Annotated in this window: 12 protein-coding genes; 3 read left to right on the forward strand and 9 right to left on the reverse strand. The window is 70.2% G+C overall.

All coding sequences use genetic code 11. The features are described 5' to 3' along the window. Positions 1-37 precede the first annotated feature (37 nt). Both D7X12_RS17065 and D7X12_RS17070 read left to right on the forward strand, forming a co-directional pair. On the forward strand, positions 38-301 hold the full coding sequence (locus D7X12_RS17065; protein ID WP_120532975.1) for a hypothetical protein: 264 nt from the start codon (positions 38-40) through the stop codon (positions 299-301). An 11-nt stretch (positions 302-312) separates the two neighbouring features. Continuing rightward, entirely contained in the window at positions 313-1,323 is a 1,011-nt protein-coding gene (locus tag D7X12_RS17070; RefSeq protein WP_120626326.1) for an RluA family pseudouridine synthase, read from the forward strand. Here the strand turns inward: D7X12_RS17070 and D7X12_RS17075 are convergent. Beyond that, a complete protein-coding gene (locus tag D7X12_RS17075) occupies positions 1,304-2,614 on the reverse strand; it encodes an HD-GYP domain-containing protein (protein ID WP_120626327.1) in 1,311 nt (436 codons plus the stop codon). The genes D7X12_RS17070 and D7X12_RS17075 overlap by 20 nt on opposite strands. Before the next feature lie 4 nt (positions 2,615-2,618). After that, positions 2,619-4,385: a HEAT repeat domain-containing protein gene (locus tag D7X12_RS17080; protein WP_120626328.1), complete on the reverse strand. Its 1,767-nt coding sequence runs from the start codon at positions 4,383-4,385 to the stop codon at positions 2,619-2,621. Positions 4,386-4,544: 159 nt separating this feature from the next. On the opposite strand from D7X12_RS17080, the gene D7X12_RS17085 reads away from it, so the two are divergent. Then, positions 4,545-4,874, forward strand: coding sequence for a hypothetical protein (locus D7X12_RS17085; protein WP_120626329.1), 330 nt, complete (start codon positions 4,545-4,547; stop codon positions 4,872-4,874). A 58-nt stretch (positions 4,875-4,932) separates the two neighbouring features. Here the strand turns inward: D7X12_RS17085 and D7X12_RS17090 are convergent, their stop codons facing one another. The 7 genes from D7X12_RS17090 to D7X12_RS17120 all read right to left on the reverse strand — a co-directional run bounded on the left by D7X12_RS17090 (position 4,933) and on the right by D7X12_RS17120 (position 14,267). Continuing rightward, a complete protein-coding gene (locus D7X12_RS17090; protein WP_120626330.1) occupies positions 4,933-7,401 on the reverse strand; it encodes an OPT family oligopeptide transporter in 2,469 nt (822 codons plus the stop codon). A 153-nt stretch (positions 7,402-7,554) separates the two neighbouring features. Then, complete coding sequence (locus tag D7X12_RS17095) at positions 7,555-8,442, reverse strand: RNA polymerase factor sigma-32 (protein WP_120609266.1); 888 nt, start codon at positions 8,440-8,442, stop codon at positions 7,555-7,557. A 418-nt stretch (positions 8,443-8,860) separates the two neighbouring features. Further along, positions 8,861-10,927, reverse strand: a complete 2,067-nt coding sequence (locus D7X12_RS17100) for a transglutaminase TgpA family protein (RefSeq protein ID WP_120626331.1) — start codon at positions 10,925-10,927, stop codon at positions 8,861-8,863. Then, the gene (locus D7X12_RS17105) at positions 10,924-11,889 is read right to left on the reverse strand and encodes a DUF58 domain-containing protein (RefSeq protein ID WP_208719095.1); all 966 of its coding nucleotides are present in this window, start codon (positions 11,887-11,889) and stop codon (positions 10,924-10,926) included. Before D7X12_RS17105 ends, D7X12_RS17100 begins: the two co-directional genes overlap by 4 nt. Next, positions 11,886-12,866, reverse strand: coding sequence for an AAA family ATPase (locus tag D7X12_RS17110; protein ID WP_120626332.1), 981 nt, complete (start codon positions 12,864-12,866; stop codon positions 11,886-11,888). Before D7X12_RS17110 ends, D7X12_RS17105 begins: the two co-directional genes overlap by 4 nt. Positions 12,867-13,001: 135 nt before the next feature. Next, positions 13,002-13,325, reverse strand: a complete 324-nt coding sequence (locus tag D7X12_RS17115; RefSeq protein ID WP_120626333.1) for an STAS domain-containing protein — start codon at positions 13,323-13,325, stop codon at positions 13,002-13,004. Between the two features lie 225 nt (positions 13,326-13,550). Continuing rightward, positions 13,551-14,267, reverse strand: coding sequence for a lytic transglycosylase domain-containing protein (locus D7X12_RS17120; protein WP_120626334.1), 717 nt, complete (start codon positions 14,265-14,267; stop codon positions 13,551-13,553). Positions 14,268-14,278: the final 11 nt, after the last annotated feature.

The following is a 14,278-nucleotide window of genomic DNA, read 5'->3' on the forward strand; positions in this document are numbered from 1 at the left end:
TTGACTCGCACGGGGTGGGTGCCTAAGTAATGGCACGATGACGGAAGAGGAAAAGGTCAAGGCAATGCGTCTGGCCCGCGCGATTGCCTCGGATATCTCGCTCTACAACGAGCAGAAGATCATCAAGGGCATCGAGCAGGACAACCTCTTCGAGGTCCTCAAGGAGGAGCTGGAGGAGGGGCGCGCGCTCTACAAGAGCCGGGTGAGCCAGGAGATCAGCACCCAGGCGAACTTCTTCGAGCGCGCCGTCAACGACATCGTCCTGCGCTCCAAGGCGCACGTGAAGTCGAAGATCTGGTAGTCACCCGGTCCGTGGCCTCACCCGACACGCGCGAACACCGCGCCCTCCCCGAAGCCCGGGGAGAGCGCCTGGACCAATACCTCGCCCGCGCGTTCCCGGACCTCACCCGCTCCCGCCTCCAGGGCCTCATCGCCGACGGGCACGTCCTGTCCGACGGCAAGCCCGGCAAGGTCGCGCAGCGCCTGCGCGGGGGCGAGCTCCTCACCGTCCACATCCCCGCGCCCGTCGCCGCCATTCCCCAGGCGGAAGAGCTGCCCGTCTCCGTGCTGCACGAGGACAAAGACCTCGTCGTCGTGGACAAGGCCGCCGGCATGGTGGTGCACCCCGGCGCGGGCCACGCCACCGGCACGCTCGTCAACGCGCTCCTGCACCGCGTGAAGGACCTGTCCGGCGTGGGCGGCGAGCTGCGCCCCGGCATCGTCCACCGGCTGGACAAGGACACCACCGGCTGCCTCGTCGTCGCCAAGCACGAGCAGTCCCTCGTGGCGCTCCAGAAGGCCTTCAAGACGCGCGAGGTCCAGAAGACGTACCTCGCGCTGGTGCACGGCAGTCCCCCCGCGGAAGGGCGCATCGAGACGCTCTACGGCCGCCACCCGGTGAACCGGCAGCGCTTCACCGGCAAGGTGAAGGAGGGCAAGCCCGCCGTCACCCTGTTCCGCGTGCTCGAGTCCTTCGAGGGCGCGGCCCTGGTGGAGGTGGACCTGCTCACCGGCCGCACGCACCAGATCCGCGTCCACCTGTCCGAGGCCGGCTACCCGCTGCTCTGTGACGCGCTCTACGGCGCGGGCCGCAAGGCGAAGGGCGCGGTGGCGGAGGCCCAGGAGGCCCTGGGCCGCCAGGCGCTGCACGCGTGGCGCCTGGCCTTTGAACACCCGCGCACCCACAAGCTGCTGTCGCTGGAGGCGCCCGTGCCGGAGGACCTCACGGCGGCCCTGCGCCTGCTGCGGGAAGCGGCCATTCCGGCCGGGCCTCCCGCGAAGGCCAAGGCTCCGGCGAAGACGGCTAGAGGCCGGAAACGCTGATCTGCTGCTGACGGCGGGAGAGCACCTTGATGGGCTGGATGGCCATCACCCGCATGAAGACGGCGAGCAGCTCCGGGTCGAACTTCTGGCGCATCTCCGTCCACATCAGCATCAACGCCACCTCCGGACCGTACGCGTCGCGGTAGGGCCGGCGTGAGGTGAGCGCGTCGTAGGCGTCGCAGATGGCGATGATCTTCGCGTACACCCCCAGGTTCGTCTTGGGGATGATCATCTGGATGTTGCCGCGCGCGTCGCGCACCGCGGTGCCGTAGTCCGTCTTGTGCTCGAACGTCGTCACCACGCGCAGCAGCGTGGAGCGGCTGAAGCCCTTCTCCATCAGGATGTTGCGCACGCTGATGAGCGGCGCGCGTGCCACCGTGACCTTCTCGTCCGCGGTGAGCGCCCCGCGCTTGGTGGACAGCTCCTCCGGCAGCGTCGTCATGCCGGCGTCGTGGAAGAGCGCGATGTAGCCCAGGTCGCGCAGCTGCGGCTTCGTGAAGCCCAGCTCCGCGCCGAACACGATGCACATCAGCGCCACGTTCACCTGGTGGTAGACGAGGTAGTCGTCCTCGCGCTTCTGCGTCGTCATCCCCAGGAAGTGCGTGCGCTGATCGTAGGAGATGTCCACGAAGTCCTGCACGAGCCGCAGCGCCCGCGAAGAGCCGATGGGCTTCCCCGCCCGCACGGACTCCAGGTACTTCTGCAGGAAGAACACCGCTCGCGCGTACACGGTCATCGCGTACTTCTTGCGGTCGACCTTCTGGTCGCCCGGCGTGTCCATGTCGTTGTTCAGCTTCTCCTTGAGCTTGGAGAACTTCGCCACGCGCATGTTGAGCAGCTTGCGGCCGGACAGCCCGTCCTCCTCGGCCGCGGCGGACTGCTCCTTGCTGAAGATCCAGACGAAGTTCTTCAGCTCCTGCACCGTGACGGGCTTCGTCAGCGTGATGCCGCCCACGTCCTTGGCGCGCATCTCCGCCAGCAGGTAGCGCTGGTTCTCGATGGAGTTCAGGTCCACCTTCACCAGCATGCCGTTGAGGTAGTACGAGTCCTTGACGCCGGACAGCTCCAGCCGGCCTTCCTTGCCGATGATCTGGTTGATGATGTCCTGGAGCTGGTGCAGCGGCTTTTCGAAGACCGCGTTCTCCGGGTCGTACATCTTCACCGAGCGCACGAGCATGTAGAGGCCCGCGAGCATGGAGCGCGACAGGCCCTGGAGCTTCTCGTTGTGCTCGCGCCCGTACTCCCCCAGGTTCTCGCCCTGGTTCTGGGTGATCTTCAGGTTGTCGGCCATGGCGTCACGTCGTCTCTTCCGGAAGCGCCGAGTCCCCGAACAGGGCCTTGCGCGTCTGATACATCGCCTTGCGGGCCGCGGTGAGGACCTCCAGTGGCTGCGTCTTGTCCTCCACCACGGACTGCAACACCTTGTAGGACTGGATGGAGCCCGCGCCGCCCAGCCCCACGATGGCCAGCAGCTTGTCCTCCATCACCCGGCGCTTGTTGAGCAGCGACGGCTTCACCGCCAGGAGCTGCTGCATCATGGACAGCGCGGAGGGCAGGTTGGTGGCCCCGATGGCCGCGTACACCGCGGCCTTCTCGTCGGAGGTCTTCTTGTCCCAGCCCGGGTCGCGCACCAGCTTCACCAGGTCCGGGAAGGCCTTGTCCCGGTCGAACTCCGGCAGCAGCTTCGCGGCCAGCATGCGCACCTGGGAGACGCTGTCGGTGAGGGACTCCTGGATGATGCGCCGCGCCTCCGCCGTGCGCCCCCGCCCGATGATCTGCAGCACCTCCAGCTTCACCACCAGGTTGGGGCTCTTGAGCACCTGGGCGAACATCTTGATGCGCTCCGGGTGGTTGCTCTTCTCCAGGATGGCGACCATGTCGCGCACCGTCTGCGGCCGGTCCGACAGCAGGCGCGCCACGAAGGGCTCCGGCAGGTCGCGCGCGAAGCCGCCCAGCACGTCGCACAAGAGCACGCGGTTCTCCGGCAGCTCGATGGTCTCCAGCACGTTGAGCAGCGGCAGCACGGAGTCCACGCCCAGCGCCTGCAGGTAGCGCGTCACGTCCTGGGGCTGCTTCGCGCGCGTCGTCCGGAGCGACTCGCCCACGCGGCTCAGGCGCTGCTCCTCGCCCATCTTGTGGAGGAACGACGACAGCAGGCGCGCCAGGTCATCGCCGCTCTCGCGCTGGGCGAGCGCGCGCAGCTTGAGGACGATCTGGTTCACCGTGCCGAAGTCGTCCTGGAGCAGCAGCATGTCCAGGAGCTGCAGGAAGATCTCCTCCAGCAGCGCCGCGTCCTCCACGCCGCCTTCCACCACCTGGAACACCGCGCCCACCAGCTTCGGGAACAGGCGCGCGTTCTCCTCCTCGGTGATCTCCTTCTGCAGCCGGGCCTTCAAATCATCCGTCGCGTGCCGGCCGCCCACGACGAGGCCGCGGATCTGCTCCACGCCGTCCAGCTTCGCGTCCAGGTCCTCCGCGGACACGCGCGCGAAGCGCAGGAAGTCGTCCGAGTTCGTCTGGAGGCGGGAGTAGAGGTAGCCCACCACCTTGTCCACCTCCACCTGGACCTCGTCCTCGGAGGCGCCCTCCATGGAGAAGCCCTCCACCACCACGTACTCCACCTGCTGCATGCCCGCGCGCCACAGCTGCGCGAGCACGTCCTCCGCGCCGCGCTCCGGCTCCGACAGCGCGATGAGCGTGAGCGTGACGAGCTCCTCCAGCGGCAGCCCCGGCCGGAAGATGAGCTGGCGGATGCCGTCGCGGAAGAACTTGTACGGGAGCGCGGACTCCTCGGAGAAGAGCGGCTCGTTGTGGAGCATGAAGTTCTGCTGCTCCACCTTCAGCGACAGCGGGCCGAACTTCTCCGTGTACGCGGAGATGGCCTCCTGCGCCTTGGCGAGGAACTCCGGGAAGCGCGCCTCGTTGTGGCGGTACATGCCAATCTGCTTGATGCCCTTGAGCAGGTGGAACGCGAACGTGCGCGCAAGCTCCACCTTCTCGCGGACTTCGGGGGACTGCTCCGCCTCCGCGCCGGCGTCCGTGACTTTCTGGGGCTGGGCCATGTGGGGTGTCCATCCTACTCCCGTCCCGGGCCGGCTCACAGTCCGGGAAACGCCAGGAAACCGGGGGGTTGGAGTGACAACGGGGCAACAGCCGGTGGACTGGCGGGGAATCCCCGGTGTGTTACGCAAGGGGCCCCGTTCCCGCCGGAGTCCTCGCCGATGAAGCGACTGGTCGTGTCCGCCCTCGTCCTGGCATCCCTCACGGGGTGCTTCCGCATGAGCGTGCGCAGCCCGGCACCGCGCGACGGCGCACCCGAAGGTCAGATGGGGGCGAGCTTCGTGGCGGGGCTGACGACGTCCAACGTGGCCGCGGCCGAGTGCCGCAATGGCCTCTCCCGGGTGGACGTCTACTGGCCGTGGTGGAGCCCCATCGTCTACGTCTTCACCTTCGGCGTCGTGGCCCCGCTGCGCGCCGAGTACGTCTGCGCGCAGGGGCCGGACGCGGGCGGGGACGAGGCCGGGGTGCCTCCCTCGGTCCCCGGGCTGTAGCGCCCCTCCCGAGCATCCCCGGGGCCCGGGAGAGGGGCCTGCTCTGCGTCGCAGGACGTCAGTGCGACGGCGGCGGGGCCTCCGCGCCGCTCTTGCCCTTGAGGGCGGAGCGGAAGAGGACCGCGGTGAGGCCCGCGAAGAACACGAGGCCCCAGACGTTGGACCACGTCGGGTGCGAAAGCTCGCTCTCGCCCACGGCGTTGAGGAAGGCGCCCACGGCGCCCTCGTGGCCGAAGAGGGCGGGCAGGTTGATGGCGCGCGTCCAGGTGCCGTCGCTGGCGATTTCGAGGAAGGCGATGAGCACGCCCGCGATGGAGCCACCGGCGATGTAGCCCGAGGACATCAGCGTGCCGGGGGAGAACTCGGACTCCGCCGCGTTGCCGCCGCGCAGCCTGTCCACGAAGTGGCGCACCATGCCGCCCACGAAGATGGGCGCGCTGCTGCTGATGGGCAGGTACACGCCCACCGCGAAGGGCAGCGACGACACGCCGCACAGCTCCAGCATCAGCGCGATGAAGACGCCCAGCAGCACCAGGTCCCACGGCAGCCGCTGCGTGAGGATGCCGTCGATGATGAGCGCGAAGAGCTGCGCCTTGGGCGCGGAGTAGCGCGTGAGCGTCTGGCCCTCGTACTCGCTGATGCGCCCGCCGATGCCCGGGTCCACCACGTACTGGATGCTGCCCTGATCATCCACGAGGTAGCGGCCGGCGGGCACCGGCGTGTCCGCGCCGCGCACGTAGCCTTCCTTGTAGATGCGGTCCGGCCCCGCCGTGACGGCGCCCGCGTCGGACAGCTTCAGCGACGGGCCGTTGGCCGGCGCGAGCGTCAGGGCCGCAAGCTCCGTGGCGGGCAGGGGACGCCAGCTGCGCAATTCCAGCGCGCCGTCCGCGGGCACCATGTCCAGGCGCTCCGCCCACAGCGAGCGCTTGAGCTGCGCGGGCGTCATCCCGCGCTGGGTGAGCGCGTCCTGGGACACCGCCCAGCGGTACGTGTGCTGGGTGCGCGTCTCGGTGGACATCTCCGTCACCTGCACGCCCGGGTGGGATTCCGGGATGACCGTGGTGGCGCCCTGGTTGAGCAGCACCAGCACCAGACCAATGAACATGGCGCTCGTCAGCACGCCGACGAAGAGGGCGATCTGCTGCTTCTTGGGCGTGCCGCCCACGAGGTAGGCCGTCTTCAAATCCTGCGCGGTGGTGCCGCCGTTGGACGCCGCGATGCCCACGATGGCCGCCGTGGTGAGCGCCATGAACCGGTCCGGCGAAGACGTCCAGCCGAAGAGCAGGTACACGAGGCAGGTGACGAGCAGCGTCGCCACCACCATGCCGGAGATGGGGTTGGAGGAGCTGCCAATCTCACCCGTGATGCGCGCGCTCACCGTCACGAAGAAGAAGCCGAAGATGACGATGAGGATGGCGGAGATGAAGTTCACGTGCAGCGGGGGCGCAAGCCAGATGGCCAGGATGAGCAGCGCGCTGCCCACCAGCACCACCGTGATGGGCAGGTCCTGGTCCGTGCGCAGCACCGTGGGCAGGGGGCCCTGCGTGCGCGACGCGCGCAGCGTCTCCACGCTGCGCTTGAAGGCCCCCACGATGGTGGGCAGGGAGCGGATGAGGCTGATGAGGCCGCCCGTCGCCACCGCGCCCGCGCCGATGTAGAGCACGTACGCGTTGCGGATCTGATCCGGCGACATGTTCCGGATGAGCTGCCCGTTGTGCACGAGCAGCGGCGTCTCCATGCCGCTGCCGAAGAAGGAGATCATCGGGATGAGGATGAGGTAGCTGAGCACGCCGCCCGCGAAGGTGATGGACGCGACGCGCGGCCCGATGATGTAGCCCACGCCCAAAAGCTCCGGGGACACCTCCGTGGAGAGCGTCGCGGCCTTCAGCCCCTTGATGGGCATGCCGATGGCCTCCTTGAAGAGCTTCATCCCGGAGTAGGCGAACTTGTAGACGCCGCCAATGATGAAACCCAGGATGACCGTGCGCGCGTTGGTGCCGCCCTGTTCACCGACGATGAGGACGTCCGCGCTCGCGGTGCCCTCCGGGTAGGTGAGCTTGCCGTGCTCCTGGACGATGAGCCCCTGGCGCAGGGGGATCATCATCAGCACGCCCAGCACGCCGCCCAGCGCCGCGGTGAGGAACGCGTGCGTGAGGCTGATGTCGTAGCCCAGGATGAGCAGCGCGGGGAGCGCCGCCGCCACGCCGAACGCGAGCGACTCGCCCGCGGAGCCCGTCGTCTGGACGATGGTGTTCTCCAGGATGCTGGAGCGGCCCAGCGCCCGGAAGATGGCGATGGAGAGCACCGCCACCGGGATGGACGCCGACACCGTGAGGCCGACCTTGATGGCCAGGTAAACGGACGAGGCCGCGAACACGATGCCCAGCACCGACCCGAGCACCAGGCCGCGAATCGTCAGCTCCGCGGGCGACTGCTCCGCGGGCACGTAGGGTTTGTGCGTCGCGGGGGCATGCGCCCCGGCAAGGGGGACGCGATCATCAACGACCGGCGGGGAACCGTGGGACAAGCAGGGACTCCTGACAGGGAACCAGGCGCTCCTTCTAGCAGGGTCCCCGCCGGGGCGCGAAAACAGCCATGCCCCTGAAAAACGCGCACGCCCCGCGCGCCTCGTGGGAGGCGGCGGGGCGGAGGGCACGGCCTTCCGGTGTGCCGGTGCGCGTCAGCCCTGGGCGGCGAGGGTCTCCGGATCCACCTCCGCCATCAGCGCCGCCAGCTCGCACTTGAGCTTGTCCTTGGCGCGGATCTCCAGCTGGCGCGCGCGCTCGCGCGAGAAGCCGAAGTGCTCGCCCAGCTCCTTGAGCGTCATGGGGCGCTCGTTCATCACGCGCTGCTCGATGATGAAGCGCTCGCGCGGGTCCAGGCGCATGAGCGCGGTGCGGACGCGGTTGTTGATGAGGCCCGCCTCCTCCTTGTCCGCGAACTCGTCGTCCTGGGGCGCCGCGGCGCTCACCACGAAGTCCACGTGGCTGTTGCCGCCGTCCTCGCCCATGGGCGCGTCCAGCGACAAGTCGCGTCCGCCCATGCGCTGCTCCATCTCGCGCACCTCGCCGGGCTTCACGTGCAGCTTGCGGGCGATCTCATCCACGTTCACCACGGCCTCGCCGCTGCCCAGCTTCTCCAGTTCGCGGCGCGTGCGGGCCAGGCTGAAGAACAGCTTGCGCTGCGCCTGCGTGGTCCCAAGCTTCACCAGCGACCAGCTCTTCAGGATGTAGTTCTGGATGTACGCGCGGATCCACCACACGGCGTAGGAGATGAGCCGGATGCCCTTGTCCGGATCGAACTTCTGCACCGCCTTCATCAGGCCGATATTCCCCTCCTGGATGAGGTCCGACATCTTGATGCCGTAGGAGCGGTACTCGTAGGAGACCTTCACCACGAAGCGCAGGTTGCTCGTCACCAGGCGGTGGCCCGCGGCCAGGTCGCCCTTGATGAACCGACGCGCCAGCTCCTGCTCCTCCTCCACCTTCAGCAGGGAGTACTGGTTGATCTCCGACAGGTACATCGCGAGGGAGCCGGAGTTGGAGGATTGCTCGGTCGAGGCCTGCATGAATGGATTCTCCGAATTGGGCCTCCTGCGTTGGGGAGGCGGATGAAAGTGCTCTGGATTCAAGTCCTACAACTTGACGTGCATTGCCCTGAGCAACCGCGATGCCAACCGCGGTCGGATGTATTCGCGTGTGTCTCCAAGGGGTTGGCGGACGCAGGTGGAGGGGGCGCGGGCGCGGTCTGTAAGGGTTACCCGCCACCCGGAGAAAAACCGCGGGGCTGAGAGGGTAGAAAGTGCACGTCTCGCGTCCCCGGAAGTGGCGCGGCGCCGAAGCGCTCGCGGCTTGAGGTTCACGGAAACGCTTAATGGCGGCGCCAGGTGATGGTCGAGCCATTTCCAAACCGCCCGAGTGGCCCTGGGGAGGGCGGGCGACCGGGAGCGGAAGGCCGCTTCCTTTCGGAGGGCAATTCCTTTCCGCTCAGGAGGCGCGGGCGGTAGGGCCTGCCTGCTCGGCTGCCTTCGGGGCGCGGCGGGCGGCTTCGGCCTCCAGCGCGCGACGCAGCGTGTTCAGCAGGTGCTCGGCCTCTCCCTCGCGCAGCGCCCGGCCGCCGAAGCGGGCTTCCAGGTAGCGCCGGGTGAGGGGCACCAACGCGAGCGCCAGCGGATGGCCCTCGCGCGCGAAGCGCGTCGTGAGCTCCTCCAGCGACTCGTCCTCGAAGCGGGGCACGCGGAAGCGGGCCAGCTGCGCGTCCACCCGGTCCAGCAAGCGCGTGGCCTCCATGCGCGGGGCACGCCGGGGACGGCGGGCGAGGAAGCGGGATACGCGCCAGACGATGAAGGCCACGCCCAGGGCCGTCAGCCACGCGCGCGCGGGGGGCAGGCGGGAGGAGAGGGTGTTGCTGGCCTGGGCGGGCCGGCGTGGCGGGCGGACGAGCGCGCTTGCCAGCTCGAACTGGTCGCGGAAGGAGTAGTCGACGACGGAGTTGCGCCAGCGCGCCTCCACCGCCTCGTAGAGCGCGAGCACCTGCTCCAGCAGGGCGGAGGCCTGGCTCGTGCGGTGCGAGGGCGGGGTGGCGTCCACGGTGACGAAGCCGCGCCCGGGCACCAGCACGTGCGTCCACGCGTGGGCATCCCCCGCGCGAACGATGTAGCCGCCATCCAGCCTCGCGCCGCCGAAGAAGCCCGTGGCCAGCCGCGCGGAGAAGCCCTGCGAGCGCAGCAGCACCGTGAGCGCGGTGGCGAAGTGCTCGCAGTGCCCCGCCTTGCGCACGAAGAGGAAGTCCGCGAGCGGATCCTCGGAGTTGCCCGCGAGTTCCAGCGTGTAGGCGTAGTCGCGTTGCAGCCAGGCGGTGAGCTTGCGCGCCGCGGCCAGCGGCTCCTTCTCCCCCGCGAGCACCCGCGCCGCGAGCTGGGCCACGCGGGGATCCAGGTGTTCGGGCAGGGCGAGGAGCTGATCGCTTTCGGCCTGCAGGAGGTTCAGGTGGGTGCCCGCCTTCGCGTCCGGGGGCAGGCTGTAGGCCTCGTAGGTGTACGAGGTCGCGGTGAGGGTGAAGCGCACCTCGCTGCCGCCGTGGAGCTGGACGGTGCTGCTGCGCGTCCCGGTGGGCGTGTGGGCCACGGCGTTGCCCAGCCGCGAAGGCGTCTCCAGCGAGATGAGCGTGCGGCCTCCGTAGGCGGGCAGCAGCTCCACGCGCTGGTGCAGGAGCGTGTCGGTGGCGGGGTGCAGGGTGATCTGCCGCTCGGTGCGCTGGGCCCCGGCGACGTTCGTCCACTCCTGCCCGTCGAAGGTGTCGTAGGTGCGGCCCACCCAGTAGGCGTCCAGCGCGTCGCGGCCCGGATCAGGCGTGAGCGTGGCGCGCAACACCACGCGCGGGTTGCTCTTGATGGTGCCCGCGCCGCCCAGCCGCACGGTGTCGGAGAAGCCCGCGCTGCTGGCCGCGCCCAGGCCCGGCGCCGAGCGCGGGCCCACCATGGCCCAGTTGAGGCGGGGGAAGAGGACGAAGAAGGCCACCGCGCCGGCCACCGCGAACGCCACGCCCCCCGACAGCGGACGCAGCACCGCGCGCACCGGCACGGGCTCGCCGTCCGGCACCGCCGCCTCCACCACGCCCAGCGCCAGCGACAGGCTGGCCAGCACGCCAAAGGCGATGAGGCAGAGCGCGTACGTCATGTCGCCTGACAGCGCCGCGCCGCCGGCCACCATCAGCAGGCCCGTCAGGTGCGTCTGGCCATCCGCGGCGCCGTCCGGCGTGGACAGCATCCGCTGCGCGGCGATGAGGCCCGCGAAGGAGCACGCGACCACCACCGCGTTCATCGCGCCGGACGTGAGCTGGAGCCCCAGCAGGACGGCCGTGACGAGCAGCAGCAGCGCGGACAGGCGCGCATGCCGCGCGACGAGCCGCACGTTGCACAGCGCCAGCACCAGCGTCAGCAGGAACACCGCCAGCGCCCACACGGGGAGCTGCCCGGACACGGCCATCGCGCCGAAGGCCGCGCCCGCCGCCAGGTCGCGCAGCACCAGCCTCAGTCGCAGGGGCTGCCTCACGCTGCCTCCCGCGCCGCGTCCTCGAAGCCCACCCACGCGAGCGCCTGGAGGATGCGCCGCTCCTGCGCGGCCCCGGCCGCCGGCCGCAGCGTGTGCTCCGGCAGCGTGAGGCCGACTTCATGGCCCGCGTCGAGCAGTTGGTGCGCCTGGGCGGCGACCTCCTCGCACCGGCGCTCCAGCGCCTCGCCCGTGAGCCCCGCGTCCAGCGCGAGCTTCCACGTGCGGCGCTCCTCGCGCTCGCGCTCCACCTTGAGCAGGCGCCCCGCCGCGGCGCTCTTGCGCCAGTGGATGCGGCGCGCGTCCTCGCCCGGCGCCAGCTCCCGGAGGCCCGCCACGTCGCCGGTGCCGTCCTGGTGGCGCGGGCTGCCCGTCTCGCCCATGGGGCCGGACTCGGCGGCCCCCGGCTCACGGCAGGCATAGCCCCGGCGCGGGTACACGAGCAGCGTGCCCTCCAGGGAGAACACCCGCGTCTTGGCGAACAGGCCCAGGGGCCACGTCGTGGTGACGCGCACGCCGGACAGGCGCACGGGCCCCCGGTGCGGCGCGGCCAGGTCCGCCCGCACGACGACCTCCGTGCCCGGGGGCAGGTGGCCCAGGCTGCCGGTGCCCGCCAGCGGCGACAGGTCCTCCGCCAGCGTCAGCGCGAATCCATGGCCCGCCTTGCGCGACACCGCCCAGCGGTAGGGGAAGGGCTCCCGCGCGAAGGCCGCGTCCGCGCCCACCCGCCGCACCGTCAGGTCGCGCAGGCAGCGCTCCGACAGCACGCCGGACACCACCACCATGCTGAGCAGCAGGCCCAGCAGCAGGTACAGCAGGTTGTTGCCGGTGTTGAGCGCGCCCAGCCCCACCCCGAACGTCACCACCAGGTAGGTGCGGCCCATCTTCGTCACCGACAGCGTGCGCGGCGGACGGAGCCGGGCGCGCAGCCGCGCCCGGAAGGAGGGGCGGGCAGGGGCCTTCACCGGGGCGCCGCCACCTTGCGGGACAGCTCCTCCACCAGGTGCGCCGCCTCGTCCCGGGCGGACACGCCCTGCACCGCGCTGCGCAGGAGCACGCGGTGCGCCCAGCAGGGCACCAGCATCGCGCGCACGTCGCCGGGGGTGACGAAGTCGCGCCCCTCCCAGAGGGCCTGCGCCCGGGCGGCGGAGCCCAGCGCCAGCACCGCGCGGGTGGAGGCACCGCGCTCCAGGTCGCCGTGCTCGCGGGTGGCCCGCGCCAGCCGCACCACGTACTCCGCCACCGCCGTGTCCAGCTTCACCTCCGCCGCGAAGGCGCGCAGCGACGCCAGCTCCTCCGGCCCCGTCACCGCCTCCACCGAGGCCAGCGGGGACGCCGCGCCCCGCGTGGTGAGCAGGCGGGCCTCCACGTCCGGTGCCGGGTGGCCCAGCGACAGGCGCACGAGGAAGCGATCCAGCTGCGAGTCCGGCAGGGGATAGGTGCCGGAGAAGTCCACCGGGTTCTGGGTGGCCACCACCGTGAAGGGCGAGGGCAGCGGGTGCGTCTCACCGTCCAGCGACACCTGGCCCTGGGCCATGCCCTCCAGCAGCGCGGACTGGGTGCGCGGGGGGGCCCGGTTGAGCTCGTCCGCCAGCACCAGCTGCCGGAAGAGGGGACCCGGACGGAAGGAGAAGGTGGCCGTGGCGGCGTGGAACACCTGCGCGCCGAGGATGTCGGCCGGCAGCAGGTCCGCGGTGAACTGGATGCGGGAGAAGGACAGGGCGCACGCGCGCGCCAGGGCCTCCGCCAGCGTCGTCTTGCCCACGCCCGGCATGTCCTCCAGGAGCAGGTGCCCGCCGGCCACCACGCAGGTGACGACGCGCTGGACTTCGGAGGGCTTGCCCTGCACGGCGCGGCCAAGCTGGGCGGCGAGCCGCTCCATCACCGCGCGCGCGGAAGCAGGGGAGGGAACAGGACCGAGGACGCGGGCGGGCTGGATCATCCTGGGCGGACTCTACCCCAGGCGACTTCGAGCCGGCATGCCCTCCAGGGCCGCGCATTCCCCTCCCGGATGCCCGCCTGCTTGCGCGGGGGCTCTTCGGATGGGCTGCGCGTCCCGGGGCGACTGCCCTGGACTTCAGACGGAGAGGATGTCCTCGGGCGTGTAGTAGGCCCGGTGCGTCGCCGGCGAGGACAGCACGCCGAAGTAACGGAACATCCGCTCGTGGTGCGAGGCCAGGCCGCGCATCTCCACCGCGCCTTCCTTCAGGCCGTGCGTGAGGACACCCACCGCGCTGTCCTTGAACTCACGCAGGTGCGCGAAGTCCAGGACGACCTCGCTCTGGCCCAGGGCCTGGAGCGACGTGCGCAGCTCCTGCGCCGTACGACCGTCCAGCGTCCCTTCCAGCCGAAGGGTGACCCGACCCGCTGCTTCCTCCCGAAGAATCTGTAGCCCCGTCATGATCCGCGCTCCCGCTGAAGTGTGCACGTGTGTGCCGTCTAACCGTAGGTGATGGCGGCCGAGGCACGCTCCGAACCCCTGGGGGTGGTTCGGAGTTCCCAAGGTGATCCGTGGGGTGCACAGCCGGAGCCGAACAGTGCACCTTCACGGGCCGCCTGGTCAGTGGCAGGCGTGCAACTTCCGCCCGAGTGTTGGCGAGCGGTCTAAGCGCGTGTCACGAAGCGGTCAACCCTTGCGACCGTCCGTCGGCTGCTCGGCACGCAGGCTCACCGCGCGCTGCTGCTGGGCCTTCAGCTTGTGGAATTCCTTCACGACCTTGGCGGGATAGCCGGCCATGAACTTCACCCGGTTCTCCTTCTTGGCCAGGATGCGCCGGGCCAGCCCGGGGCCCGCGTTGTAGGCGACGAGCGCGCCCTCCACGGAGCCGAAGCGGTTGATGAGGTCCGCCAGGTAGGCCGTGCCCAGGTTCACGTTCGTTTCGAAATCAAACAGGTTGGTGTGACGACCCAGCCGGTAGCCGGCCTTGTCCGCCAGGTACTTGCCCGTGTCCGGCATCACCTGCATCAGGCCCATGGCGCCCACCCCGGACACCGCGTAGTTGTTGAAGGAGGACTCGCAGCGGATCAGCGCCACCACCAGCAGCGGATCCAGGTTGTTGCGCTCCGCCTCGCGAACGATGGCGACCGCCAGCCGCCGCTGCTGCCGCTCCGGGAGCCCGGAGGCGCGCACGGCCTCGGTGATGCCCAGCTGCTCGGCGCGGATGTAGTCGGCCTCGTCCTCGTACATCTGGAGCTTCGCGAGCGCCTGCTTCAGCTGCGCGTCCTTCTCCGCCAGCTGCGCACGAAGGGCCGCGACATCCGGCGCCTCACCCTGCGCACCCACCGGCACCTGCACCGGGAAAGCCCCCGCGACCGTCCCCATCAGCACCACCGCCACCGCCACCGCCGCCGTCC

It is taken from the genome of Corallococcus sicarius (assembly GCF_003611735.1).
GTDB lineage: Bacteria > Myxococcota > Myxococcia > Myxococcales > Myxococcaceae > Corallococcus > Corallococcus sicarius.

Bases quoted from the DNA above. Each gene is read 5' to 3' on its own strand.
- D7X12_RS17085 (WP_120626329.1), top strand. From the start codon at position 4,545: ATGAAGCGACTGGTCGTGTCCGCCCTCGTCCTGGCATCCCTCACGGGG.
- D7X12_RS17110 (WP_120626332.1), bottom strand. From the start codon at position 12,866: ATGATCCAGCCCGCCCGCGTCCTCGGTCCTGTTCCCTCCCCTGCTTCC.
- D7X12_RS17075 (WP_120626327.1), bottom strand. From the start codon at position 2,614: ATGGCCGACAACCTGAAGATCACCCAGAACCAGGGCGAGAACCTGGGG.
- D7X12_RS17065 (WP_120532975.1), top strand. From the start codon at position 38: ATGACGGAAGAGGAAAAGGTCAAGGCAATGCGTCTGGCCCGCGCGATT.
- D7X12_RS17115 (WP_120626333.1), bottom strand. From the start codon at position 13,325: ATGACGGGGCTACAGATTCTTCGGGAGGAAGCAGCGGGTCGGGTCACC.
- D7X12_RS17095 (WP_120609266.1), bottom strand. From the start codon at position 8,442: ATGCAGGCCTCGACCGAGCAATCCTCCAACTCCGGCTCCCTCGCGATG.
- D7X12_RS17080 (WP_120626328.1), bottom strand. From the start codon at position 4,385: ATGGCCCAGCCCCAGAAAGTCACGGACGCCGGCGCGGAGGCGGAGCAG.